We start from the raw sequence: 23600 nt of genomic DNA on the forward strand, positions 1-23600 counted from the left end.
CCGTGTTTGGCGCGGGCGGTCCGCACGCAAAACTGGGCTTTTTCAAAGGTCGCGCGTCGCGCGACCTTTGAAAAAGCCCTTAACCCGAACTGACGTTAACCAAACCTCAGATTGGTTTGGTGGTGATATGAACTAACCCCGGGCGCTGTAGAAAATCCTCTGAAAATGATTGCCTTAGGCTACTTTCCTGGTTTTGCAGCAGTATGGTGAATGCACCTGCCCCCAACCTTTCCTGTGGAAACATGCGGTAGCATGGCTTGTCGCTGAGGTGGGATTGAAAATCAGCGAGATGGGGCACCACAATAGGATGAAACTGAGGAAATCGGGACAAAAACCAATCGCAAACCTGTTCGTTTTCTTCGGGAGAGTAGGCGCAGGTCATGTAGGCCAGGTAGCCCTGGGGAGCCACAACTTGGGCTGCATTGGCGAGAATGCGCTTTTGCCGATTCGCATTTTTGTTGATCAATACGGGATGAAAGCAGCCAGGCGCTTTGTCACCTTTGGCGAGCAGCGATTGACCCGTACAGGGGGCATCCACCAGTACAACGTCGGCAGTTTGCGGAATCTCTTCTGCCAGAATTTTGGTATCCAAACTGAGGGCGATCGCCCGCTCGACATGACAGCGGCGCAGGTTAGAAATCAGCGCTCCCATGCGTTTGCCAATCACCTCGTTGCACAGCAGCTGGTTGGGCTTGAGCGCAACCCAGCTAAAAATACTTTTGCCTCCAGGAGAGGCACACAGATCGACTACGGTTTCTACCGTGGTGGGAATTGTGAGCAGAACAGAAGCCGCAAATACCGAGGAAAAGTCCAGACAATAATATTTCCCTTCGTTGTGCCATGGATGGCGACCTGGCTTTTCTGCTAAATCTAAACGATCGACAAAATCGGGTTGCCAACTGACGGGGGATACCGTCTCAAACGGAACGTCTGTGGGTCTGGGTTCGCACCAGAGCAGACAAGGTGGAAAGCTGTGAGGAACGGTTAGCGCATTGAGAAATGCCTCTTGGGTGGATGAGTCGGAGAAGAGTTTGTGAGCAAATTTGTGTAATAACTTGGACGATTTTTCCACAGTAAATGGTAGCGAAGAAAATGGTAGCGAAGATGAACTCACGGACATGAATTAGTGAATGCTAGACCGAATGCGATCGCGCCAATGTTCAGGCTCGTCTACCGTGAGCACAATGCGTTTGTAATACTGATCAGCCACATCAAGGGTTAAACATGATTGGAGATGGGTGACATACCAAAACTCGCGGCCTCGCTCGGTATAGTAGGTCCCAGCACGAATCACCCCAGGCAGCAGGGTTCCCGGAGCGCGAATTTCGCGCCAAGTTGGGGTTGGCGTTGTGGTACTGGCATGAGTGACGCTTTGCAGCGCTACTTGGATGGTGCTAGACACATGAAACGCCAGCAGGCGTTCCCATCCGGTGAGGGTAATGTGTAAGGTGTGCTCGGCGATCGCAAGGTTCATAGCTGGTTGACCTCTCGGGCTGACGGGGACAGAAGATGGCTGGCTTCGGCCATGAGGCGTTCGGCGCTGGCCGCAGGGGCAAGGCCAATCATGTCGATGGGAAATTGCTGTACAGATCGGCGCTGGAGGTCGTACGTATAGGTTTTGTCGTAGTAATCCAACACGATATCCATGGCTGCAGCCAGGTTTTTGTTGGAGATGTGGGCGATCGCTTCTTGGGTGCGTAAACCGCCCAAGCGTTTGCGAATGCGCTCTGTCGCAGCAATCAGGTCGGCTTCTGCAAAATCACCGTAATCGTTGAGCAGCAAGGCGATCCGTTCCTCCCGCGATCGCACAATTTCTAGCACAGGCGATCGCTCCATTTGCTGAAATAGGGCTTCGGGAACGCGGCATAGGCCAATGCGTTTACTTTCGGCTTCAATCCACACGGGGTGTTTCGTGCTAAAGCTGGCCCACTGCACTGCCGCTTCATTCTCAAATTGCTCGTTGGTGGGTTGGGGTGTTTGCCCTAATGCGCCAAAGCTACTGCCCCGATGATGGGCGATCGCCTCCAGGTCTAGCACCTGTTCTCCTTTGGCAATCAAGGCGTGCAGCACCTCCGTTTTGCCGCATCCCGTCATGCCGCCCACAATCACAATCGGGCGCGGGCACGCAAAGGTCTCCAGCACCCAGCGGCGAAAGGCTTTGTAGCCACCTTCCAGGGTCGTGACGTGGAATCCGGCCATGCGCAAGGCCCACGCCACAGAACCGCTGCGCATGCCGCCTCGCCAGCAGTGAATTCGTAAGGTGCGATCGGGCGCGAGTGCTTTGGCTCGAGCGATAAATCCCGCAAGTTTTGGCCCCACCAGGGCAAATCCCAACTCTACCGCCGCATCTCGGCCTTCATGCTTGTAGCAAATACCCACCTGGGCACGCTCCTCGTCGGTAAACAGCGGAAAGCTCACTGCACCGGGAATATGCCCCTGTTCATATTCCCCAGGGCTGCGCACATCCAGCACCACTCCCGGCTCTGCCAAAAATTCTGCTACCGACAACGCCTCAGCCATGAACCCTGCAAAACTTAGACCTTTTCCATTCTGCCTGACAAACCCGCTTTCCCACAGGCTGACACATCGAACGTCCAGATCTCCCGATTTCCTTGAACCCCAGCTCCAGTTCAAAACGGGCCAAATCAAGCTGGCGATCGCACTCTCATAGATACGGCTTAAAACGACGCAGCACCGGAGCGACCAAATCAAGACGACTCCGATGCAGTGCTTCGTGCGGATTTTGGGAAAAGCGTTAGCTTAGAATGCCTTCCTTCTTACCCATGGCAATCATCAAATCGACGACGCGGTTGGAGTAGCCCCACTCGTTGTCGTACCAAGACACCACTTTGAAGAAGTTGGAATTGAGCTGAATGCCTGCACCTGCATCAAAAATGCTAGATCGGGCATCGGTAATGAAGTCCGACGAAACCACTTCTTCATCGGTATAGCCCAAAATGCCTGCCAGTTCGCCATCTGCGGCCTGCTTCATAGCAGCGCAAATTTCGTCATAGGAAGTGGCCTTTTCGGTCTTGAAGGTGAGGTCTACGGCAGACACATCGAGCGTAGGCACCCGAAAGGCCATTCCGGTGAGTTTGCCCTTCAGGTCGGGCAGCACCAAAGTTACAGCTTTGGCGGCTCCAGTCGAGGCGGGAATGATGTTTTGGGTTGCGGCCCGCCCGCCGCGCCAGTCTTTTTTGCTGGGGCCATCGACGGTGGGCTGGGTGGCCGTAGCCGAGTGAACCGTCGTCATTAGACCTTCGGTAAGGCCAAAGTTTTCGTGGAGAACTTTGGCAATGGGGGCCAAGCAATTAGTAGTGCAGCTAGCGTTAGACACCACGGTATCGGTGTCGGGGTTAAAGTCCTGATGGTTGACCCCAACCACCATAGTCCGCACCTTGTCGGGATCTTTGGTGGGGGCGGAAATGACCACGCGCTTGGCTCCAGCGGCAAGGTGCCGAGAAGCGCCTGCATGGTCTGTAAAGAATCCGGTGCATTCCACCACGTAGTCTACGTTGAGCTTGCCCCAGGGCAGTTCTTCGGGGTTGCGAACGGCGCAACAGGGCACAAAGTGACCATCGACCACAATGCCGTCTTCTCGCGCTTCGACGGTGCCCTTGTAGCGTCCGTGGGTGGTGTCGTATTTCAGCAAATAAGCGAGGTTGTCGGGGGGAACGAGGTCATTAATCCCAACGTATTCAATATTGGGATTGTTGATGCTGGAACGAAAAACAAGGCGGCCAATGCGCCCAAAGCCGTTAATTGCCACTCGAATGGGCATGGTTAAACTCCTTTGGTCTGTTTGGATTCACCATAAAGTGAATCGATCACGATGCTTGTAGATTGAAGGATTTCCTTAAGGATAAGGACCGATTCAGTAGCCTAACTTAATTTGAGCCCTCAGCGAACAAGAATTTGGCCGTGGCCTGGAGTTTCTTTGTGCAACGTGCTTCCCGCGCAATATCAAGATGCCTTGAACCGTCTTGCTGCCCCTTCTCACCAAATGAGGAAAAGGGCTGGCGTCAGTCCAGAGGAATTGGCGTTGCAGTTCCTAGAAATTTTAGTTAGTGCGGGGTTGGGGTCGGTCGGGAACTGGTTCGGGAAGGGGGACAATTTCGGCGATGCCCTGGCCCACAAGGTTGATGCCAAAGGTGCCGTTGGGGTCGTTGCTGGGAACGATGAGCTGCGCGGTGCGATCGCCCAGTTGGGTTGGCCCAAAATAGACATCCAGGCTACAGCTTTGGCCGGGTTGCAGACTGAGGTTGGAGCAGGCGAGCCCGGTAAAGCTGTCGTTGTTGGTGCCGGTAAAGTCGAATGGGTGTGCTCCTTGAATGCTAAGCGTTTGTAGGGTGAGGGGTGCGCCGCCGCTATTGGTAATGGTGACCCGCTGGGGAGCGCTAATGCTGCCTTGGGGAATTTCACCAAATAAGAGAGAGGATGGTGAAATGGAGATGGACGGGAACTGACGACGCGCCCCAACGCCGTACATGAGGATGGCGAGCTGGCCGTCGGCGGCATTGCTGGGAATAAAGATGCGACCGTAGCGATCGCCCTCCACCTGCGGAATAAATACCACCCCAAATCGGCAGGATTGACCGGGTTCTAACGTGATGCGAGAGCAGCTAGCACCAATCGCCCCAGCGCGATCGCTGACAAAGTCTTCATTCGTATCGGCGGTGATGGTGCCGATCGACAGCCTGCTGTTGCCCGTATTGGTAATGGTGAGGGGTTGCGCTCTGCTGGCTGCCTCTAGCTCCACGGTGGAGAAGTTGAGCCCGGTGGGATCGGCGGTAATGCGAGGAACCTGAGGCAAGGCTCCATAGCCGTTGAGATACAGACTGGATGGGCCTTTGGGGTCATTACTGCGGAAGATGAGATTGGCATTTTTGCCGCCTTCGCTGCGGGGGGTAAACACCACATCAATGGCACAGCTACGCCCCGGTGCTAGCGAGCCCTCGCGACTACAGGCATTGCGCCGAATGCTAAACTCACCACTCCCTTCAAAATCCAGGCGATCGATTTGTAGGGGCTGGTTGCCCGAATTGCTCACCAAAATTGTTTGTGGTTGGCTGGTGGTGTTGATTTGCTGGCTGCCAAAGTCAATGCTACCCGGTCGCAAGCTGAGTGCAGGCTCCTGTGGCGTGATGATGATGCCATTGCCTCGCAGCGGCAAATCCCACAGATTATTGGCCGTATCAATGACCGACAGGTTGGCCGTGCGTGACCCGGCTCCACGCGGTAAAAACGTGACGTAAATGGAGCAGCTTTGGTCGGGAGCGAGTGGGCCACCTGTGCAATCATTTGCGCTGCGGAAGTCGTCGGCCATGTTGCCGCTGGGAACAATGTCGCGAATGGTGAGCGCCTGGGGGCTAGCGTTGCGCAACACAATGCGACGGCTGGCAGACTCGGTGTTGGCGGGCTGATCGCCAAAGTCAAGGTTGCCGGGTTGAAAGTTGAGCAACACCACAGGAGGTTCTGGATCGTCAGGATTGGTGGGATTTTGGGTGGTGGGGGAATTGCCCGCTAGTACTACCCGGCGTTGGGCGGTGCCGTTGGCGGTTCCTACGATCAACTCTGCGGTGCGATCGCCCGCGGCTTGTGGATTGAAGGTGACCTGTACGGCGCAGGCTTGGGCAGGCTGCACCAGGGCTGGCGTACAGGTTTCGCTGGCAATTTGGAAATCGGTTGGATGGGTTCCGGCGATCGCCACCTGAGTTAGGCGCAGGGGCTCATCATCATTGTTTTGAACGGTGATGGTTTGAGGCTGGGTGGCACGGTTGAGTTCCTGAGTGCCAAAATTCACCTGCTCCGGTGTGAGAGCAAAGTTGACTGGATTGCGGGTGAGCTGGTAAGCCAGCAGCCCACCCAGACCCAGGAATAGTGCTGAAATGAGCGCCACCTGTGCCGCTGCCGGAACCCGCGACGGCGGCGAAGCCATGTCGGGTTCAATGCCGGGCGGTGGCTCTAGTGGGGGTTCGTTGGCTGGAGGGGCTGGCCGCACAGGCTGGGCAGGCGGACGAGATGGCGTGGGTTGGGCGGGATATGCCGGATCAATCAACAGGTTGAGATTGTGCTGGGTAATGGCGGCCCCATCGGAATTGCCGGTGGCTTGGCGGAGCTGCAACGCCTGACTGAGGTAAGAGTTGGCGGTGAACGTGTCGTCTAAACACAGGGCACGAGTTCCCAATTGATGCAAACAGTAGGCGATCGCCGCCTGGTCATTCAACGCTTGTGCTGCATGGAGCGATCGCTGCCAAATATGCTCCCAAGCGCCCCAGAAGCCGCTCAGCGTTAGGCTCGGATCCAGTACCGAAGCCAGGTTGAGCACATCCGACCAGCGATTGTGCTGAGCGGCAACATCCATAATCCGCAGCATCAGATCCGAATCAGCGGCAACATTGCCCGTCATTTGCGCCTGTTGCTTGGCCCAGTTGGTAAAGTGCAAAATGACTGGCTGTACCCACTGGCTCAGGTTCCAAAACTGCTGGAGCGGGCGCACCAAGTTTCCAGCGATGGTGAAGCGAGAGTCGCCGTTGCAGGTAATGAGTCCTCGGTTTAAGAGGGTGTCGAGTACGGGTTGCGTGTTGCTAGAGCCGATGAGTCCGGCCAAGTGCTGCGATCGCACCGGAACATCCCCCAGCACTCCAAATGCGGCCAGCGCTCGCCGCTCGGCTTCGGGCAGTTTGGAGCAGGCGCGCAGGGTCAACACTTCGGGAACGGCGTTGGACTGGAGTTGCTGCACCAGGGTGCCCAGAGAAATTTGCTGCTGTTGTACCAGGGCCACCATTTGAGTGAGCCGCAGCGGATGGCCTAGCATGAGGGTGCACAACTGCTCTGTCTGCGATCGCTCCTCATCGGACAAAGCCCAGTCCAACCGCTGCTCGACTAGCGCGGCGGCATCGGGCAGGGCCAGCCCTTCCAGCGGAGCAGAGTGGCTCTCGCCCCAGAGCTGCCGTTCGCTGCTGGCCACAATCAAGTTTTGGCTTGGCAGACTGTTCACCATCTGCTCAATGTGGGGAGGATGCAGACGTACATCATCCAGCACCAGCAGCGATCGCTTGCCGCGAAAGGCTTGGAGCACTTGGTCGTGGGTGGGCTTGTGGGGAACCGTGCTCTCGTATTCAAAAAACAGGTTGAAGAGGGAGAACAGCACATCCTCAATGGGGCTTTCATACACGGCGTGATAGGCCAACCCGTCGGGGGCGATCGCTTCCACTTGTGGGTTGTAAAGCAGGTTTTGCAGCAGCGCTGTTTTTCCCATGCCGGTGTCGCTGTGAAATTCCACCGGTTGTGCTCCTTGCAATGCAGAGATTGCCATTTCCTGCTCGGTTCTGCGATTGATCAAGCTGGAAAAGGGACGGCAGGTTTGCTCGGCGGTGGGCGCTGGACGGCTGCGTAATAGGGGCGGCTTATGCTGGGCCGTGTGGGTGACTACCGCTCCATGGGCCGAAAGCTGAACCAGCTTGTCGGCAATGGCGATGCTTTGCCCGGTTGTGCTGCCATTGCCCAGCTCTATGTGGGTGAGGGGCGGTGCGGTATTGGCTGCGCCAGAGGAGTGGGCTGTTTGGGGAGATACGGCAATGGCCTGCTGCCAGGTGGGTTGGGGTTGACCCATTTGGCGACCATACACGTTGACGGTTTGAAACGCATTGGTGCCCAGCTGGGTGACGCCCTGTTGCAAAAACGTCACCATTTCACGCTGGGGTGGCGCATTGGGGGCATCCACAACCAGGTGCAGGCCATCGTCTGCGGCCCACACCTGGGCCGACATGCCTTTGGGATTGAGTGCGCGGTTAATCAACGTGGCGATCGCTGCCGGATCTCCCTGCCGTGCCCGCTGTAGCGTAGTTTCTTCATTTGCTGAACTGTTCGATGATTGCACCATAATTCCGCGTTGCACCAACTCCAGCTTGGGCCTTGGCCCCGTGTACTCATTCCTGTTGTATTGATCCCTAAGGATAAAACTGGAATTCGGAAATCAACTGTTTTTCTTGACTTCTTTTTGCGATCGCCCACTTTTTGCGGATTCACCCATAAAAGATACGGATGTTGATAGAGACAACAGCCTGTTTTATAGAGATCTGCTAGAACATACTGGTGGCATTTTTGCCCTGAGCGCTCAAATGCCGACTTGATGCGATTTTTAAGCGGTCAAAGCTTAAAATCGCACGGTTCTCGGTTGTTCTATTTCCTGGTTGTTCCATTGTCGGGATTGTTGGATTGTGATGCGTCGTTCTATTGTTGTTCAGCTTGCTCTGTCGTTGATGCTGGTGGCGGGAGGGGCGTCGGCAGTTGTCGCGCAAACAACCCCTGACCTCGTAGAAGCTGGAGAAACGGCCTTTACCGAAGGGGATTATGCAGAATCGGAGGCCATTTGGCGATCGCTCATTCAGCAAGAACCCGACAATGCCTTTGCCCATGCCTGGTTGGGTTATGTGCTCGATCGCACCAACCGACCGCTGCAAGCCATTTTGTACTATCAACGGGCCGTTGAGCTGAACCCTCAAGATTCCGTTACGTACAACAATTTGGGCAATACGCTCGCCATGTTGCGCATGTATTCCGATGCGATCGCGGCTCTGCGAGAGGCGGTTCGCATTGACCCTTCCTATTCCCACGCCTACAACAATTTGGGAATTGCTCTGCGCCGCGATGGTCAGGTGCAGTCGGCGATCGCGGCCTACCGAGAAGCCATTCGCCTTAACCCCGACTACGGCAACGCCTACGACAACCTGGGCGTGGCTCTGGCAACTCAGCGGCAGTTAGAAGAGGCGATCGAGGCGCATCAGCGGGCAGTTGAGCTGGGCACCTCCAACATCGCGGTGACCTACAACAACTTGGGCGCATCCTATTACGACTTGCGCCAATATGATGAGGCGATCGCGGCCTACCGCCAATCGATTCAGGCCGATCCAGACTATCCACTGACCTATCGCAACTTGGGCGATGCCCTGGTAGCCGTTAATGAATTGGATGAGGCGATCGAGGTCTATCGTCGGGCGATTGAGCTGAATCCCAACGATGAAACCGCCCAAGCCAGCCTAGAGGCCGCGATTCAACAGCAAAATTCCAGCACTCCATAAGCTGCGAAAGCCTTGGCAAGACCAAGATTGGGGCCGTGGGCGATCGCAAATTTCCAACTTCCTTTAAAAAAATCGAACACGCCGCTTGACACTTCCCCGGAATATTCTGTTAATATGATTGAGCTGCACGCGTTGGGGCGTCGCCAAGTGGTAAGGCAGCGGGTTTTGGTCCCGCCATTCCTAGGTTCGAATCCTAGCGCCCCAGTTAATTCAAGTTAACGAGTTTTGAGACTGCTCCTCAAGTGAAAAGCTTGAGGAGTAGTTTTGTTTTTGGGCTTGTTTTGGGGAACCTTGGGTTTGGCGATGGCCAGCACGGCTTTGTGGAGCCGATGCTTTTTTTGCCATCTAGTTTGTAGTAAGACTTACGCCCTTCATCCGAAAAACCAGGCAGTTGAATGATGTTTGGAGCGCTTAGCGCTCCAAACATCATTCAACTGCGTAATTCCTGTTGTAGAAAACATCAAATCGCTCGCTGAGCGATTGACTCGGTTTTCTGGGCTAGTTACCATTGAGCAGAAATTATTCTGTTCGGCATCCTCAAACCTGTAAAACAACCCAATGAGACGATCTGAGGCCATCAAACTGCTGGAGCACGACAACTGGACGAAGGCCGATGCTGCCCGAGCGCTAGAGCAGATTAACTTTGACGATGACCCCGACGAGCTGGCCATTTTACGGGCAGCGTCTTTGTTTGCAGGTTCGGAGCTGTACAAGCGGCAACGGTTGCAAGCCGCCCAAAAGGGGATGGTCACCAAAAAGACCAAAGAAATTGAGGTGAAAACCCAGGAAACAACCGAGCTGAGTTCCAAAGTGCAGGTTTTGGCGACCGAAAAGGACGAACTGAGCGAGGCCAACGATCAGCTGAAGAAAGATAACAAAGCGCTCAAGAACCTGATTGATGCAATTCGTCTGCAAATTTCGCTCGATGTGAAGCGGTTGCTGAACTACGAAGATAGTGAGATCCGGCGCGCGTTGATGAAATGGTTTAAGAGCACTCAAGGGTAGAGAGACCGAAGCCAATGGCCGTTAAAAACACAAAGCCAAAAAACTTTAACGGCATGAGTTACCGCGAGGTGCAACGCGCAAACTCAACCCGACGGCAGCGGCTGAGCAAAGAAGACCAGACGTGGCTTAAGGAGAATGGCTTTCGGAATCTGGGCTGGACGGCAATCATTGCGCTCTACGAAAAGATTGATGAGCTGTTGGACAAGCAGCACTTGGGCGAGTTGTCGCTGGGTGAGCTGTTTTTGGAAGCCGATCGCATTGGCAACAAGTATCTCACCACCGAAGAGATAGAAGCCCACAACCAACAGTTAGCAACCGTGGCTAATGACATTGATGAGGAGATCGATCGCCAGTTTCCTGATACGGATGTGGAGGTCATTGACTTTGGCCGAACGGCGATCGCACGCTCACACTCTACTGGTAAAAGAAACAAGCGGAAGCGATGACCAACCTGCCCTCGGACGTGCCCTCGGATGATAATCAGCGGCTCAAGGCGTTGTTTGAACTAGCGGATAAGGTTGGCAACAAACGCTACAATCGCTTGACCCGTCAAGATTTTGACGATTACCGCAAGTTTGATTACTGGCGCTATGTGAATGGCGATAGCGAATGCGGCACCACCCAGGAGAGTAAAGATTGGGTGAAAGAAAATTCCGATTGGCACTGCCCGATTTGTGGCGATCGCTTTTCTCGCGAGAATGGTCGAACCATTGATCACAAGCTGCCACGTGCGCAGTATCCCTGGCTTTCGTTGGACTTTCGCAACTTGTGGGTGATTTGCAGACCCTGCAATTACGAAAAAGGGGAAATGCACTGGTACGAATACGAACGCTACACTCTCAATCGTTATCCCGATCGCTATCCCGATGTTCGAGCAAGGCGGCCTAGCAAACTGCTGGAGTCGCTGCGTGACTAGTGGGGTGGACGGTCGAGGCGTTGCGAGCAACACCCCGACAACACCCTATGTCCAATACAGAATGTGGGCGTTGGGGAAACGTTGGGCAAGCGATCGCTCAAAGAACTGGCGTAGGTCTTTCATCACATCGGTGGGATAAACGTACTTGATGCCGCCAAACTTGTTGCGCTTGGTGGTGCGGCTGGCCTCGTCCATATCCAACTTGCTGTGGGGATACCAGGTTTGCAGCACTTCTTTGGATACGGGTGTGAACCGATGGGAGATCAGCTCAAAGGTAAGGTCGCAGTCAAAATCGAGTGCAGCCTGAATGTCGTCGAGGAGTTGGGTATAGTGCTGCTCCCAATCTTCCATTGGCATGATGGGCGCAATCACCAGCCCAACCGGATAACCGCCGCCACCCTGCTCTTTGGGCAAGGCCAGCTTGCGCAACGCCTGTAGCCGAGCGACAACCGATGCTGTGCCCCCTTCAAACTGGCGAGAAACGGGTGACGCGTTGACGCTGGCACGGCAACGGGTGCGGCCATGGTGCGGCAAGTCCAGCAGCCCATCCACTGCATCAAACTTGGAAACCCAGCGCAGATATTCATTCTCGCGGGTGCCAAAGTAGCGAATGCACTCGGCCAAGCTGCCTGTCAAATGCTCAATGCCCAGCGGGTCGGTGTAGCAGCTCACCTCAAAGCTGGTGGGCTGTTCGGGCTTCTTGTAGCGCGCCAGGTTATCCAAAATTTGCGGTAGGTTGGCGTAGGCGCGAATGACGGGTGGCCCCTGCAAACTGCCTGCCAGGTAGCAGTATTGGCAGTGGGCAGGACACCCTTCCGCTAGGTGAAACTGCCAGTCGGCAGAAGGCGGAATGGGGCTGAGCTTGAGCTGGCTGGGTGGTGCGTTAACGACAGCTAATGTGCGCTTGGAAATGTCGTAGGTTTCGCGCTCGGTTTCGCCGCGCAGTCCGGTGAGGCGATCGCGCGCCAATTCTTCTACAGGTAAACCCAATGCTTGCACACGGGAGAGAATCTGCTGTCCCCACGCTTCTTTCAACGCAGATGGGGTAAATACAACCCGTTCAGGCATCCACAGCCGCGCACTGGGCGCTTTGGACTGAGGAGTGGATGGGGCGATCGCATGGGATGAAGCCAAAACGGAAGTCTCCATGGACAACGGCTATCTTTTATTGTGACGTTGCCTCTTCGGAGCAAAATCTAGATTTGGAGCGGGTTTCATCCCGCTTTTGGTACGGGTTTCGCCATGGAAAAAGGCGATTTTGGATTTTGGATTGGGGATTTTGGATTGGGGATTTTAGATTGGCGATTGGGAATTCAACCCAAAATCCAAAATCCCCCAGCCTACGCCTCAGCTTTTTGTGAAACGCTCCTGATACGGTCAATTTTCACTGTCATAAAGAAACTAGGACTGGCGCAGTTGGGCCTTTCTGTGAGCTTAGCCCGCAACCGCTAGCCCAGCGCTTTAAGGACTCTGCACTCGGTGTATCAGTCCGAGAAACATCAGTTCTAGAACTATTGGCATGACGATGGAGTGATTCATGAGCGAGTTGGTACTGCTGGCCGCTAGCATGTTGGTGAACGGCCTGCGCGACACGGCTCATCCCGAGCCCCTTTCCCCGCCTGCTGTGGATGCAGCAATCCGCCCCGACATATTGCTGGATGCAACAACCATTACAAACGCACAGCTAACGGTGAGTCGGCCTGAGGTTAGCCTGCCCAGCGTTCGACCTCGATATCGACGCCCTATCACTCAAGCCACCCCACGGCCTCCCGTCAATCAAGAGATGCAGACGATCGCTCTGCGTGGCGACAGTAGCTATCTGCTACCTGAACTGGCCTATCGAGATGTTCTACCGCTACCCACCCCTCGCCCTGCATCTGGCAGCCAACTTTATCGACAACGGGTGACGGCCTTGCGTGAGGGCAGAACCTATACCCGTCTGGCTACAAATAGTTATTACGAACAGTGGGTTAATGCGACAGAGCACCCCACCTACGAGCAATGGATGAGTTTGCTGCGGCAAGAAGCGCGATCGATGGCTGGTGGACAGGGAGCCAATCGGTTATCGGTGCTAATTGGCGATTCCATTAGTCAGTGGTATCCGCCTGAGCGCTTGTCGGGCGATCGCTTTTGGCTGAATCAGGGCATTTCTGGCGACACCACCGGAGGTGTGCTCCGTCGTCTCAACGCGTTTGCTCAAACCCGCCCCGATACGATTCATGTGATGGTGGGCATCAACGATCTGCGACGGGGCGAATCTGATGCCACGATTTTGGGCAACTTGCAGCAGATTGCCCGACAGCTGCGGCAACAGCATCCCCAAGCGCGAGTGGTGCTGTATTCCATCCTGCCCACGCGTTTGCCTGCTATTCCTGGCGATCGCATTCGGCAGTTGAACAATCACTTGGCGGCGATCGCCCACCAGGAAGGGGCCAACTTTATGGATCTACAAACCCTCTTCGCAGACGAAACCGACAACCTCCGCCCCGACCTCACCACCGATGGTCTCCATCTCAATCCCAGCGGCTATGCCGTATGGCACTGGGCACTGCGCAGCTTTGTATAACATCCAACTCCCGCTTCCCTATTCCCTACTCCCCATTCCCCATTCCCCACTCCCCCTCCCAACGTTTTTGCGATCGCCACTACCCCAAGATTTGGAGAAATCCGTCATCATGAAACAGTGACGCTTTTCCTCAACTAGCCGTTTACGCAGCAACCCTATGGAGTTTCAGATCCAGGCCCCGTTTGAACCCACGGGTGACCAACCCAAGGCGATCGCTCAGCTTTCTGACTCAATTCAACAGGGTAACCGCTTTCAGACATTGCTTGGGGCAACTGGAACCGGAAAAACCCACACCATGGCCCGCGTCATTCAAAACGTGGGCAAACCCACGTTGGTGCTGGCTCATAACAAAACCCTCGCTGCGCAGCTCTGCAACGAGCTGCGGGAATTTTTCCCCGACAATGCCGTCGAGTACTTCATCAGCTATTACGACTATTACCAGCCCGAAGCTTACATTCCCGTTACCGATACCTACATCGCCAAAACGGCCTCCATCAACGATGAGATCGATATGTTGCGGCACTCGGCCACGCGATCGCTGTTTGAGCGCAAAGATGTGATCGTGGTGGCCTCCATTAGCTGCATCTACGGTTTGGGAATTCCATCGGAATATCTGAAAGCCTCGGTTCCCCTGCGTGTGGGTGAAGAGGTAAATCAACGGGCTATGCTGCGCGACCTCGCGGCGATTCAGTACGAGCGCAATGATTTGGATGTGGGTCGTGGCCGCTTCCGGGTCAAAGGCGACGTTTTGGAAATTGGCCCTGCCTACGAAGACCGCATCATCCGGGTTGAGTTTTTTGGCGACGAAATTGATGCGATTCGCTACATTGACCCAATCACGGGCGAAACCTTGCAGAGCATGGATGGGGTGAATATCTATCCTGCCAAGCACTTTGTCACGCCCGAAGAACGGGTGCAGGTGGCCTGTCAGGCGATTGAAGAGGAGTTGCGCGATCGCTTGGAAGAGCTGGAGAAAGAAGGCAAGTTGCTGGAAGCCCAACGGTTGGAGCAGCGCACCCGCTACGACCTGGAAATGATTCGCGAGGTGGGCTACTGTAACGGCGTGGAAAACTATGCCCGCCACCTGGCCGGACGCATTGCCGGATCGCCGCCCGAATGCTTGCTCGATTACTTCCCCAAAGATTGGCTGCTGGTGATTGATGAATCCCACGTCACCATTCCCCAAATTCGCGGGATGTACAATGGCGATCGCTCCCGCAAAATGGTGCTGATCGAACATGGCTTTCGCTTGCCCAGCGCTGCCGATAACCGTCCGCTCAAGTCGGAAGAGTTTTGGGAGAAGGTGAGCCAGTGCGTATTTGTTTCTGCAACGCCTGGTGAATGGGAGCTGGAACAGTGCGGTGGCGAATTTGAAACCCTGCAAATGATTGAAGGCGATGCCTCAACGGATTATCGTCGCTATGTGCAGGGCACTGGAAACGTGGTGGAACAGGTCATTCGTCCGACAGGCGTGCTTGATCCTGAGGTGTTTGTGCGACCGACAGAGGGGCAGATTGATGACCTGCTGGGTGAGATTTTGGAGCGGGTGAAGCGCAATGAGCGCACGCTAGTGACCACGCTGACCAAGCGCATGGCAGAAGATCTAACGGAGTATTTTCAGGAGCGGGGGGTGCGGGTGCGCTACCTGCACTCGGAGATCAACTCCATTGAGCGGATTGAGATTCTGCAAGATTTGCGCCAGGGCGACTTTGATGTGCTGGTGGGGGTGAACCTGCTGCGGGAAGGCTTGGACTTGCCGGAAGTGTCTCTTGTGGCAATTTTGGATGCAGATAAGGAAGGCTATCTGCGGGCGGAGCGATCGCTGATTCAGACGATGGGACGGGCGGCACGCCACATCAACGGGCAGGCGATTCTGTATGCCGACACGTTGACCAAGAGTATGGAGCGGGCCATCAACGAGACGCTGCGTCGTCGCATTATTCAGCAGGAGTACAACGAAGCCCACGGCATTGTGCCTAAGCCAATTGTGAAAAAGCAGAGCAACTCGATTCTGCAATTTCTGGAAGTGTCGCGTCGTGTCAGTGCCCAGGAATTAGAGGTGCTGGTTGAACAGTCGGACGAATTGCCGCTGGATGACATTCCCAGCCTCATTGGCAAGCTGGAAGCTGAAATGAAGGACGCAGCCAAGCGTCTGGAATTTGAGGAAGCGGCAAAGCTGCGCGATCGCATTAAACACTTGCGCGATCGCCTCATTGGTCGCCGTTAGGATTGCAGTGGAGGTTGGGCGCAATCGTTCTGGTCAAAACTTTACACCCAACTCCACCACTTCACGCACGAGCGTTACACCAGTTTCGGTTCAGGGCGTTTCTGAAGGCTGCTCTAGAACTGACGCGAACATTTGATTTGAACGGACAGGACTTCCGCAATTGAATAATGGTTGGAGCGCTCAGCGCTCCAACCATTATTTAACCCTCTGGTTTTTCGAATGACGTGTGTCAGTCCTAACGGAATCCCATTCGGACGAACCGTTGTTTGAAACGCGGCACAGAGCGCAACGTTTCAAACAACAGCTTTCTGTTTCCGAATGCGATCGCCATGTCCCGTCCATCATCCACCCATGTGTTTCTGCAACAGGTTCTTGGCCCTGGGCTTAAACAAGAGATGGAACAGCGTTTCAATGTAGCGCAGCATGTCTTCGCGTTCGTTGTTTTCCTTGGTGGTGTAGTTCCAGAAACCGTAAATGCGTGCCAATGACAGCAACCGCGTGGTGTGAATCTTCCAGGTGTAAGTGCTGTACACCCGCGCGATCGCCCGCTGAGACACCTGATTCCAGTAATCAGGATTTTGATCACACTTAGAGACAAACTCCAGAATAATCTCTGCCATCTCTTCGGGCTGCGTTGGGTTGACATAAAAACCGCTGACCCGATCCTGAATAATTTCTAGCGGACCGCCAAATCGGGTGGCAAACGTTGGCAACCCTGTAATCATCGATTCCAACACCGTGAGACCAAATGCCTCAAACAACGCAGGCTGCACAAATACCCCTTCGCGATCGGCAATAATGCGATATACCTCAGCCGAATCGCCCTTGCTCAACCGCATGCCCAACCAGCGCACCTTACCGTGGAGGTTGTATTCATCAATGGTGCGATACAGCTTCTCAATTTCCGTCGCTTCTTCGTGATCGGTCGTTTCCTCAATTCGTAACTTTCCAGCCACCAAAATTAAGTTACACCGTTCCTGCAATTCGGGACTTTTACCAAAACATTCGGCCAAGCCCGTTAAGTTTTTAATGCGATCGAGCCGCGCCATGGAAAAGATTGGTCGCTTGGTGGGATCGTCGAGCCGGCCAAACACATGCTCCGGATCATCCTTGGTGAACACCACATCCGTTAAGCGCTCAATATCATCCAACAGGCGATCCTGCGTATTGGTATAGGGGAAGAAGTAGGACTCATTCACTCCGGGCGGCACCACATTGAACTTGGGGCTAAACAGCTCGATCCCATGAATGACGTGATACAGCTCTGGCATGGTGAAATGGCGATAGGATTCGTACTGACCAGGGCTGTCAGGGGTACCCACAATTTCCTGATAGGTACTGCTGATAACAAAATCGGCTGCATTCATGGCAATCAGATCTGCGGTGAATTGCAGCGAGAAGTGATATTGATCCTCTAGGTCTTGCCAGTAGAGATTACTAAACAGGTACTTTGATTTTTCCAATGCGTGGGCAATGATGCCATGGGTGACCTTGAGGCGACGTGCCAGCAAAAATGCCACCAAGTTACCATCTGTATAGTTGCCAAGAATTAAGTCTGGGCGACCTTGCATTTGTGCAAGTAGTGCTTTCTCGGCATCGATCGCATAGGTTTCTAAATAACCCCAAATCTCGAAGCGGGAGATCCAGTTTTGGGTTTTATCAGGATTAAATTCTCGGAAAGGCACCCGCAGAATCCAGACATTGTCTGTGCCGTAAACCTTTTCCATTTCTTCGTTACAGCGGGTACCGTCACTGTTCGGAATGAGGCGACTCAGGATGGTGACCTTAGGCTCAATGCCGCTGCCTTCCAGCCCGGCAAGGCGCAAATCTTCCTGCAACTGCTTTTCCAAATTTCGGGCTTGGTCTAGCACATAGACAACTTGGCCACCCGTATCGGGCCGACCTAAAACTCCCTCTTGCCCAAACCAGCCATGAACCGACACCAGCACGATGCGGAAGATCATGGGCAGGCGCGACAGGAAGGCTTCTAGTGTTTGCGGATCGGGTGAGTCGAGCAGTTCATCAAGTAGCCCCAGAGTTTCCCATACTCGTCCGGCGGTGTTTCCCCAACCGGGCTCAAAGCCCATGGATTGCAGCTCAAACCGTAGATCGGTAAAGGCTTCTTCTGCAGAACGATTGCTCACGTATTGCAGAGCCCGCTTGACTTGAACGGAAAGCTGCTGGGGGCTTTGGATGCGTTCGTTGATTAGGAGCTGAACGCCATCGTGACGGTGCAGGCTGAGGAATTGGAAGAGCGTTTTTTGCCACTGTTGAGCGTATTGAAATAATTTGCTGGAGAGGTAGCGGTTCAGGAACTGTACACCCCGGCCAATATTCTTGGGATCTCGTACCAGGGGGGAGTAGTCGTAGAAGGGTTGGAAGTCAATTTCGAGCAGATCTCCTTCGTTGGGATGGGAGCGATTGACGGTGCGATCGCGCAATTGCAGCAGTTCCCTCACCGGCACCGGATCGATCGAGAGTTCTTCGCTCATGCGGTAGGCTTCTTCCGAAGCGATGCCAAACCGCAGCACAAAATATACGCTCTCGTTTTCAAAAATCATTTCTTGGGTGCAAGCAATTAGCTTGTTGAGCAGGGTTGTTGGCCCTGATTGCTTGCGTTCATGCACATTGGAATACTCGTCAAAAGCAATCAAAATTTCGTTGCGTAACCAATATCCTTTGTCTTGTTGTTGCCTCAGCTGATGGAGAAATTGTCGCAGTTCCGATCGCTCTTCACTTTCCAATACTGCATGTAATAATTCAGACATTATTCCTTTTTCCGTAATTCATCAGCATTGACCAGCAGGCAAACCAAGCGGTTTTGGCTTCAGCGGGAAAAGCAAAGAATGTGCTTTTCATAACATTCCAAAACCCTAGCTTGATAGAGCTGCCAGCACTTTAACTATCTTTTTCTAAACCCGTTACTCTTGAGATCTGCCGAAAGTTCAGGATTTCTCTATCTCTAGGAAATCGATCGTTGCATCGATTTTTGGTAAAAGTAGTGTGACACGTTGGTTTGTTTTATTGTGGCGAAATTTTTATTCATCACCGATTTGGATAACACATTTGTGGGCGATGACGCAGCCATGGCCCATTTGTCTGAACAGTTGATTCAACATCGGCAGCAGCATGGAACAACCATTGTGTATTCCACCGGGCGATCGCTCATCTCCTATCAGCAACTCCAGGCCGAGAAACAACTCATTGAGCCCGATGCCTTAGTCACTGGGGTGGGTACGGCGATCTATCGTCGCGGCCACGCGCAGCCTGATACAGCCTGGGCCGAAATTTTGAGCCAGGATTGGAACCGTGAGCAAGTTTGGGCGATCGCATCCCAATTTGATGACTTAACGCCGCAGCCCGATGCAGAACAAGGCCCGTTCAAGGTCAGCTTTTTTCTATCCGAGTTTGCTGCAAGTGTGCTGCCCAGGCTCAAGCAAACCTTGGCAGATGAGGGTTTAGCAGTCAAAGTCATTTATAGCGGTGGCAAAGACCTGGACTTGCTGCCCATTCAAGCCGACAAGGGCTTGGCCATGACGTTTGTGCGAGAGACCTTTGGGTTTGAGCCTCAGCGCACCGTTGCCTGTGGCGACTCAGGCAACGATCGCGCTCTGTTTGATAACCGGGCAGAGCACGGCATCATTGTGGGCAATGCCATGTCTGAATTGTTGGAATGGCATCACCAAAACCCGGCATCACACCGCTATTTGGCCAAGGGCCACTGCGCGGCTGGCATTTTGGAAGGACTGAGCCACTTTGGTTTTTTGCCAGTCGGGGCGATCGCCTCAAAGTCAGCAGGGGTAATGTTCTAGAAGCCGCCTTCACCACACATATCCACAACTATGAAACACAACCGTCAGCAGACTAGCGATTTGAGATAGACCTGTGGATTTGGGTTATCAGTGGTTAGCAGTAGAGCGCCTGAATCCATTCCCACTCGCGGGTTAGCCCTTCCGTTAGGGAAACTTGCGGTTGATATCCCAAAATGTTGGTCGCTTTGGTCACATCGGCTCCGGTGTGGCGGGCATCCCCCACGGCTTTTTCCACGTACTCGCGCCGAATCGGACGACCAACGATCGCTTCCATGGTGTCAATCACTTCCGTCAAGGCGACTCGGCTTCCGCCACCAATGTTAAACACTTCGCCTGCGGCCTCAGGCACTTCGGCGGCAGCCAGGTTTGCGGCGATCGCATCACTCACGAATGTATAGTCACGGGTTTGGCTGCCGTCGCCATAAATTCGAATGGGGCGATCGTCCAATACTGCCTTAAAGAAGAGATGAAATGCCATATCTGACCGTTGGCGTGGGCCATACACCGTAAAGTAGCGAAGAATAGCCGTAGGCACGCCAAAATTTTGATAGTAAACCCGACACAGATGTTCTGCGGCGAGCTTGGTAATGCCATAGGGTGACACCGGCTGAGGACAAAGGGTTTCAACCGTGGGCAAGGTTTCGGCATTGCCATACACAGACGATGACGAGGCAATCACAATTCGTTTTAAGTTAGGCGCGGTTTTGGCTGCTTCTAGCATTACCTGCGTCGCATTAATGTTGCGCTCGGTATATAGCCGAAAGCCGCTGCCCCAACTGGCTCGTACGCCGGCCTGCGCGGCCTGGTGAAATACGACATCTGCATCTTCTAGCAGCATGGCCCAGTTGAGGCTTTCTATATCGGCCTCAATCAAGTGAAAGTTGGGATGGCGTTCTGCCGTGTCAATGTTTTTATGCTTAAGTGCTGGATTGTAATAGTCATTGAAGTGGTCGATACCAATGACGCGATCGCCCCGGTGCAGCAAAGCCTCGACCAAATGGGAGCCGATGAAGCCCGCCGCGCCCGTCACAATGCTGGTACCCATTACACCACTCTCCCACCCAAAACCAGGATGCTATCAAGATTGATTGCGATCGCCCATGATCATGCGATCGCACATGCCATTTGCGGATTGGGCATAAAAATGCAACCCACCCGCCAAAGCAAAGAACAATATTACACCGCCCGTTTACTTTCGGAAAAGATGCAATAGGACAGCATTGCAACTGGCAGAAGCGTGAAAGAATTGATTTTTCTAAATAGGATTTACGAATCTGTGAGTAACGATTCTAGCTCTACCCTCATCGACTCAATATCGGCAACACGGGCAACCAGTAGATTTTCGTGGCCCGCATCTTCAAGACGGTGCTGCCAGTGCCGCACCTGTTCAGCGTTATGAATCCAAAAGTGAACGACGCTATCCACAACACGGTCTAAATTCCAGCCTCGACGCGGCAGCGTCATTTCAGCCGATGCCAAAAAAGCATCTAGCGTACATCGCTCAGATGCCAAGTATTCTGCACCTTCGATGGGCTGCTGCGCTAATCGAAACTGATGGTTAAACAGGTGAAGAATTGGAGCGATTCCAATGAGTTCAAATGTGTAATTCATCATCAATGGAGCTTCATAAAATCAAAACAACAAACATGCTGCGACGATAGCAAGAGGAACTTCGCATCCACGGCTTAGAAGGGGAAAATTCCAGTTAACCTGGAACGTCGAGGGTTCGGTTAAACAAGTTTTTCAAGTTTTTATGGATACGGTGATAGCAAATTGATGATAAAAAATCTACCGTTAGATATCTTTTTTGATGTTGTCTAGCACACACTTTGGCCTAGTTTCTCAGCAGTTAGCTGGGCTATCGCCAAGGGCTGAAATACAAATCCGGACGATCTGCCAACTAGACCGTCCGGATTAGGAAGGGAATATGAAGGGCAGTTGCCCAATTTGTTTGTTTGCTAGGAAATGGGAAGATCTCAGTATTTTTACCGAGATTTTGCTCCAACGGGAAGTGCGGGTGGCCGCGATTGCTGGGTGGGCTCACGCAGCATAATGGTACGCCGCAGCGAGTCAACTCCCGACAGCTCAACCGATGCTTGCAGCAGAATCGACAGGCTGAGCAAATGACCACGCCTTAACCGAAACGACAAGCCTGTGCAGGTTTGAGAGTTGGCGCGATCGCTGGCCCATCGATGATGGGTGTCAATATCGGCCCTGAGGTCTTGGGCAAGCTCTAGCAATCGCCGCCGAGCGATCGCCAAATAAACATCGGCCATGTGCTGGTCGTGCTTTCGGCACGATAGAGCCGCGTTGCTCAAGCATTCATGAATTAGGAGATAGCCAGTTATTTTTGAATCTCTCATGAGTTAGAGGTAGCACAGCAACCTAATCCGTACACGCCATCTATCTAAGAAGATGTTTGAGCAGTATCGAAATGCTAAGGTTGTCCCTTGGTATTTCCCAGCTTGTGGAGGCTTACCCACAGGGTTAGTGTGGGGGACTTTCAAGCTATTGCCAACTTGGATGGGGAACGCCGGGGCAGTGGAATAGCACTGACTACTTTGATAAACACCCTCTAAAACTAGAGGACTCGCAAATTGCGATACTCTATCTAGCCTCATTTCGATCGCTGGGCGCATCGGTGGAAACCGTTGATTTTTGCCAATGGATATAAATTTCCCACCCTGCTTTAAGAAGTACAGGACTTACGCAAGCCCACCAAATATAGTGTGTTGGTGTTGTGTGTGGGGTGCTTCGCACCCCACACACAACACCAATGCGTAAGTCCTGAAGTAGATGTGGTTGTAGAGCAGGTACGTAGGGATGGGCGGCAAAACAGTTTGCGTAGCGATCGCCACTGTCAACTTGGGAATCCTGAAGCACACTAGAAGAAAACGAATGCATAATCCTCGCAATCCTGCTACATTCCGTCCCTGAAGCGGCAAAACTAAGATTATTAGAAACGGTTCATTGCCATATTGCTGTTGATTCCTGCCTCTATGCCCTGCCCATCAGTTTCTCCCGCATCCCAAATTCTGGTTATTGTTCATCAAGAAACTTCTACTCCTGGCCTTGTGGGGCAACTGCTCCAAAACCAAGGCTACAGACTAGATATTCGCTGTCCGGCTATTGGTCATGAGTTGCCTCCAACTTTAGAGCAGCACGCCGCAACGATCGTTTTTGGTGGCCCCATGAGTGCCAATGATGATTGTGAACTACCGTTTATTCGGACTGAGCTGGCATGGGTAGAAAAGGCGATCGCCTCCCAAAAGCCATTCTTGGGAATTTGCCTGGGTGCCCAACTGTTGGCTCGGGTACTGGGTGCTACAGTAGAGCCTCACCCAGAAGGCATGATGGAGATTGGCTACACCCCCATTCAACCCAACCCCCAAGCTGCTAAAGCCTTTAATAAGTTAGAGCAAGTGTACCAGTGGCATCGCGAAGGCTTTAACCTGCCAAAGGGAGCAACCTTGCTGGCTCAAGGAACCACCTTTGCGAATCAGGCGTTTTGCTATGGCCGCGCTGCCTACGGTCTACAGTTCCATCCCGAAATTACCGAAACCATGATTAGTGAGTGGGCTAACCGTGCTGCCGAGTATCTAGAGCGCCCCGAAGCCCAGCCTCTAGCCACTCAGCTTGCCAAACATGCCATTCACGGTGTTCAGGTAGAATCCTGGCTTAACAGCTTTTTGCAGCATTGGGTCAATACGCCCGCCCGTACAGCTTAATGCTGGTTTGTCGCTGTTCTAAACGGGTGGAGGGTTGATGTGGAAAAACCTGAGTTATGGATAAGAAAGGGAGGGACTGGATAAGCTGAGCTTTAAGAGAAACATCAGCAGAGCCCCTCCTATGACTAGTTTAGACGAAGTGTTTTGTGACATCGACGACTTTTGCCAACGCTTCGAACCCTCATGGCAACAGACGCTGCTAGCAAGCGGAACGCAGCAACGACAGCGGCAACGAAGTCTATGCCTCAGCGAAATCATGACGA

20 protein-coding genes and 1 tRNA gene are annotated in these 23600 nt (G+C 53.4%); 10 read left to right on the forward strand and 11 right to left on the reverse strand.

What is annotated here, in order from left to right:
- Positions 1-106 precede the first annotated feature (106 nt).
- The 5 genes from ACQ4M4_RS27115 to ACQ4M4_RS27135 all read right to left on the reverse strand — a co-directional run bounded on the left by ACQ4M4_RS27115 (position 107) and on the right by ACQ4M4_RS27135 (position 7885).
- Entirely contained in the window at positions 107-1072 is a 966-nt protein-coding gene (locus ACQ4M4_RS27115) for an RsmB/NOP family class I SAM-dependent RNA methyltransferase (protein WP_430687610.1), read from the reverse strand.
- Between the two features lie 51 nt (positions 1073-1123).
- The gene (locus ACQ4M4_RS27120) at positions 1124-1474 is read right to left on the reverse strand and encodes a hypothetical protein (RefSeq protein WP_430687611.1); all 351 of its coding nucleotides are present in this window, start codon (positions 1472-1474) and stop codon (positions 1124-1126) included.
- Entirely contained in the window at positions 1471-2520 is a 1050-nt protein-coding gene (gene mnmH, locus ACQ4M4_RS27125; RefSeq protein WP_430687612.1) for a tRNA 2-selenouridine(34) synthase MnmH, read from the reverse strand. The genes ACQ4M4_RS27120 and mnmH overlap by 4 nt, the downstream gene beginning before the upstream one ends.
- A gap of 235 nt (positions 2521-2755) precedes the next feature.
- Complete coding sequence (gene gap, locus ACQ4M4_RS27130) at positions 2756-3781, reverse strand: type I glyceraldehyde-3-phosphate dehydrogenase (RefSeq protein ID WP_430687613.1); 1026 nt, start codon at positions 3779-3781, stop codon at positions 2756-2758.
- Positions 3782-4060: 279 nt separating this feature from the next.
- A complete protein-coding gene (locus tag ACQ4M4_RS27135; RefSeq protein WP_430687614.1) occupies positions 4061-7885 on the reverse strand; it encodes a choice-of-anchor D domain-containing protein in 3825 nt (1274 codons plus the stop codon).
- Between the two features lie 340 nt (positions 7886-8225).
- Here ACQ4M4_RS27135 and ACQ4M4_RS27140 point away from each other — a divergent pair, with 340 nt between their 5' ends.
- The 5 genes from ACQ4M4_RS27140 (at position 8226) to ACQ4M4_RS27160 (ending at position 11004) form a co-directional block, all read left to right on the forward strand.
- Positions 8226-9083 carry a tetratricopeptide repeat protein gene (locus tag ACQ4M4_RS27140; protein ID WP_430687615.1) on the forward strand — a complete coding sequence of 286 codons (858 nt, stop codon included), beginning with the start codon at positions 8226-8228 and terminating at the stop codon, positions 9081-9083.
- A gap of 133 nt (positions 9084-9216) precedes the next feature.
- A tRNA-Gln gene (locus tag ACQ4M4_RS27145) sits at positions 9217-9288 on the forward strand.
- Between the two features lie 353 nt (positions 9289-9641).
- Positions 9642-10088, forward strand: coding sequence for a hypothetical protein (locus ACQ4M4_RS27150; protein ID WP_430687616.1), 447 nt, complete (start codon positions 9642-9644; stop codon positions 10086-10088).
- Between the two features lie 53 nt (positions 10089-10141).
- Positions 10142-10534, forward strand: a complete 393-nt coding sequence (locus ACQ4M4_RS27155; RefSeq protein ID WP_430687617.1) for a hypothetical protein — start codon at positions 10142-10144, stop codon at positions 10532-10534.
- The gene (locus ACQ4M4_RS27160; RefSeq protein WP_430687618.1) at positions 10531-11004 is read left to right on the forward strand and encodes an HNH endonuclease; all 474 of its coding nucleotides are present in this window, start codon (positions 10531-10533) and stop codon (positions 11002-11004) included. The genes ACQ4M4_RS27155 and ACQ4M4_RS27160 overlap by 4 nt, the downstream gene beginning before the upstream one ends.
- 45 nt (positions 11005-11049) lie before the next feature.
- On the opposite strand, the gene ACQ4M4_RS27165 is transcribed toward ACQ4M4_RS27160, so the two are convergent.
- Positions 11050-12153, reverse strand: coding sequence for a spore photoproduct lyase family protein (locus tag ACQ4M4_RS27165; RefSeq protein ID WP_430687619.1), 1104 nt, complete (start codon positions 12151-12153; stop codon positions 11050-11052).
- Positions 12154-12541: 388 nt separating this feature from the next.
- Between ACQ4M4_RS27165 and ACQ4M4_RS27170 the strand changes: the two genes are divergently transcribed.
- Together ACQ4M4_RS27170 and uvrB are read left to right on the forward strand one after the other, a co-directional pair.
- Positions 12542-13570, forward strand: coding sequence for a GDSL-type esterase/lipase family protein (locus tag ACQ4M4_RS27170; protein ID WP_430687620.1), 1029 nt, complete (start codon positions 12542-12544; stop codon positions 13568-13570).
- Between the two features lie 157 nt (positions 13571-13727).
- The gene (uvrB, locus tag ACQ4M4_RS27175; protein ID WP_430687621.1) at positions 13728-15797 is read left to right on the forward strand and encodes an excinuclease ABC subunit UvrB; all 2070 of its coding nucleotides are present in this window, start codon (positions 13728-13730) and stop codon (positions 15795-15797) included.
- 341 nt (positions 15798-16138) lie between these two features.
- Here the strand turns inward: uvrB and ACQ4M4_RS27180 are convergent, their stop codons facing one another.
- On the reverse strand, positions 16139-18565 hold the full coding sequence (locus tag ACQ4M4_RS27180; RefSeq protein WP_430687622.1) for a sucrose synthase: 2427 nt from the start codon (positions 18563-18565) through the stop codon (positions 16139-16141).
- Positions 18566-18823: 258 nt separating this feature from the next.
- Here ACQ4M4_RS27180 and ACQ4M4_RS27185 point away from each other — a divergent pair, with 258 nt between their 5' ends.
- Entirely contained in the window at positions 18824-19609 is a 786-nt protein-coding gene (locus ACQ4M4_RS27185; RefSeq protein ID WP_430687623.1) for a sucrose-phosphate phosphatase, read from the forward strand.
- Between the two features lie 94 nt (positions 19610-19703).
- Here ACQ4M4_RS27185 and ACQ4M4_RS27190 read toward each other — a convergent pair whose 3' ends face one another.
- On the reverse strand, positions 19704-20654 hold the full coding sequence (locus ACQ4M4_RS27190; RefSeq protein ID WP_430687624.1) for an NAD-dependent epimerase/dehydratase family protein: 951 nt from the start codon (positions 20652-20654) through the stop codon (positions 19704-19706).
- A 27-nt stretch (positions 20655-20681) separates the two neighbouring features.
- Between ACQ4M4_RS27190 and ACQ4M4_RS27195 the strand changes: the two genes are divergently transcribed.
- Positions 20682-20822 carry a hypothetical protein gene (locus tag ACQ4M4_RS27195; RefSeq protein WP_430687625.1) on the forward strand — a complete coding sequence of 47 codons (141 nt, stop codon included), beginning with the start codon at positions 20682-20684 and terminating at the stop codon, positions 20820-20822.
- A gap of 53 nt (positions 20823-20875) precedes the next feature.
- Here the strand turns inward: ACQ4M4_RS27195 and ACQ4M4_RS27200 are convergent, their stop codons facing one another.
- The 3 genes from ACQ4M4_RS27200 to ACQ4M4_RS27210 form a co-directional block, all read right to left on the reverse strand.
- Entirely contained in the window at positions 20876-21223 is a 348-nt protein-coding gene (locus tag ACQ4M4_RS27200; RefSeq protein ID WP_430687626.1) for a hypothetical protein, read from the reverse strand.
- A gap of 371 nt (positions 21224-21594) precedes the next feature.
- A complete protein-coding gene (locus ACQ4M4_RS27205) occupies positions 21595-21972 on the reverse strand; it encodes a hypothetical protein (protein WP_430687627.1) in 378 nt (125 codons plus the stop codon).
- Positions 21973-22216: 244 nt separating this feature from the next.
- Complete coding sequence (locus ACQ4M4_RS27210; RefSeq protein ID WP_430687628.1) at positions 22217-22513, reverse strand: hypothetical protein; 297 nt, start codon at positions 22511-22513, stop codon at positions 22217-22219.
- Between the two features lie 95 nt (positions 22514-22608).
- On the opposite strand from ACQ4M4_RS27210, the gene ACQ4M4_RS27215 reads away from it, so the two are divergent.
- Positions 22609-23337: a glutamine amidotransferase-related protein gene (locus tag ACQ4M4_RS27215; protein WP_430687629.1), complete on the forward strand. Its 729-nt coding sequence runs from the start codon at positions 22609-22611 to the stop codon at positions 23335-23337.
- Positions 23338-23600: the final 263 nt, after the last annotated feature.

Origin of the sequence: Leptolyngbya sp. AN02str, assembly GCF_050565595.1 — a bacterium.
Classification (GTDB): Bacteria; Cyanobacteriota; Cyanobacteriia; order Elainellales; family Elainellaceae; genus Kaiparowitsia.

Coding starts and splice junctions, on each gene's coding strand:
- ACQ4M4_RS27120 (WP_430687611.1), bottom strand. CDS start 1,474: ATGAACCTTGCGATCGCCGAGCACACCTTACACATTACCCTCACCGGA.
- mnmH (WP_430687612.1), bottom strand. CDS start 2,520: ATGGCTGAGGCGTTGTCGGTAGCAGAATTTTTGGCAGAGCCGGGAGTG.
- gap (WP_430687613.1), bottom strand. CDS start 3,781: ATGCCCATTCGAGTGGCAATTAACGGCTTTGGGCGCATTGGCCGCCTT.
- ACQ4M4_RS27135 (WP_430687614.1), bottom strand. CDS start 7,885: ATGGTGCAATCATCGAACAGTTCAGCAAATGAAGAAACTACGCTACAG.
- ACQ4M4_RS27140 (WP_430687615.1), top strand. CDS start 8,226: ATGCGTCGTTCTATTGTTGTTCAGCTTGCTCTGTCGTTGATGCTGGTG.
- ACQ4M4_RS27150 (WP_430687616.1), top strand. CDS start 9,642: ATGAGACGATCTGAGGCCATCAAACTGCTGGAGCACGACAACTGGACG.
- ACQ4M4_RS27155 (WP_430687617.1), top strand. CDS start 10,142: ATGAGTTACCGCGAGGTGCAACGCGCAAACTCAACCCGACGGCAGCGG.
- ACQ4M4_RS27160 (WP_430687618.1), top strand. CDS start 10,531: ATGACCAACCTGCCCTCGGACGTGCCCTCGGATGATAATCAGCGGCTC.
- ACQ4M4_RS27165 (WP_430687619.1), bottom strand. CDS start 12,153: ATGGAGACTTCCGTTTTGGCTTCATCCCATGCGATCGCCCCATCCACT.
- ACQ4M4_RS27170 (WP_430687620.1), top strand. CDS start 12,542: ATGAGCGAGTTGGTACTGCTGGCCGCTAGCATGTTGGTGAACGGCCTG.
- uvrB (WP_430687621.1), top strand. CDS start 13,728: ATGGAGTTTCAGATCCAGGCCCCGTTTGAACCCACGGGTGACCAACCC.
- ACQ4M4_RS27180 (WP_430687622.1), bottom strand. CDS start 18,565: ATGTCTGAATTATTACATGCAGTATTGGAAAGTGAAGAGCGATCGGAA.
- ACQ4M4_RS27190 (WP_430687624.1), bottom strand. CDS start 20,654: ATGGGTACCAGCATTGTGACGGGCGCGGCGGGCTTCATCGGCTCCCAT.
- ACQ4M4_RS27195 (WP_430687625.1), top strand. CDS start 20,682: ATGCTATCAAGATTGATTGCGATCGCCCATGATCATGCGATCGCACAT.
- ACQ4M4_RS27200 (WP_430687626.1), bottom strand. CDS start 21,223: ATGATGAATTACACATTTGAACTCATTGGAATCGCTCCAATTCTTCAC.
- ACQ4M4_RS27205 (WP_430687627.1), bottom strand. CDS start 21,972: ATGAGAGATTCAAAAATAACTGGCTATCTCCTAATTCATGAATGCTTG.
- ACQ4M4_RS27210 (WP_430687628.1), bottom strand. CDS start 22,513: ATGCATTCGTTTTCTTCTAGTGTGCTTCAGGATTCCCAAGTTGACAGT.
- ACQ4M4_RS27215 (WP_430687629.1), top strand. CDS start 22,609: ATGCCCTGCCCATCAGTTTCTCCCGCATCCCAAATTCTGGTTATTGTT.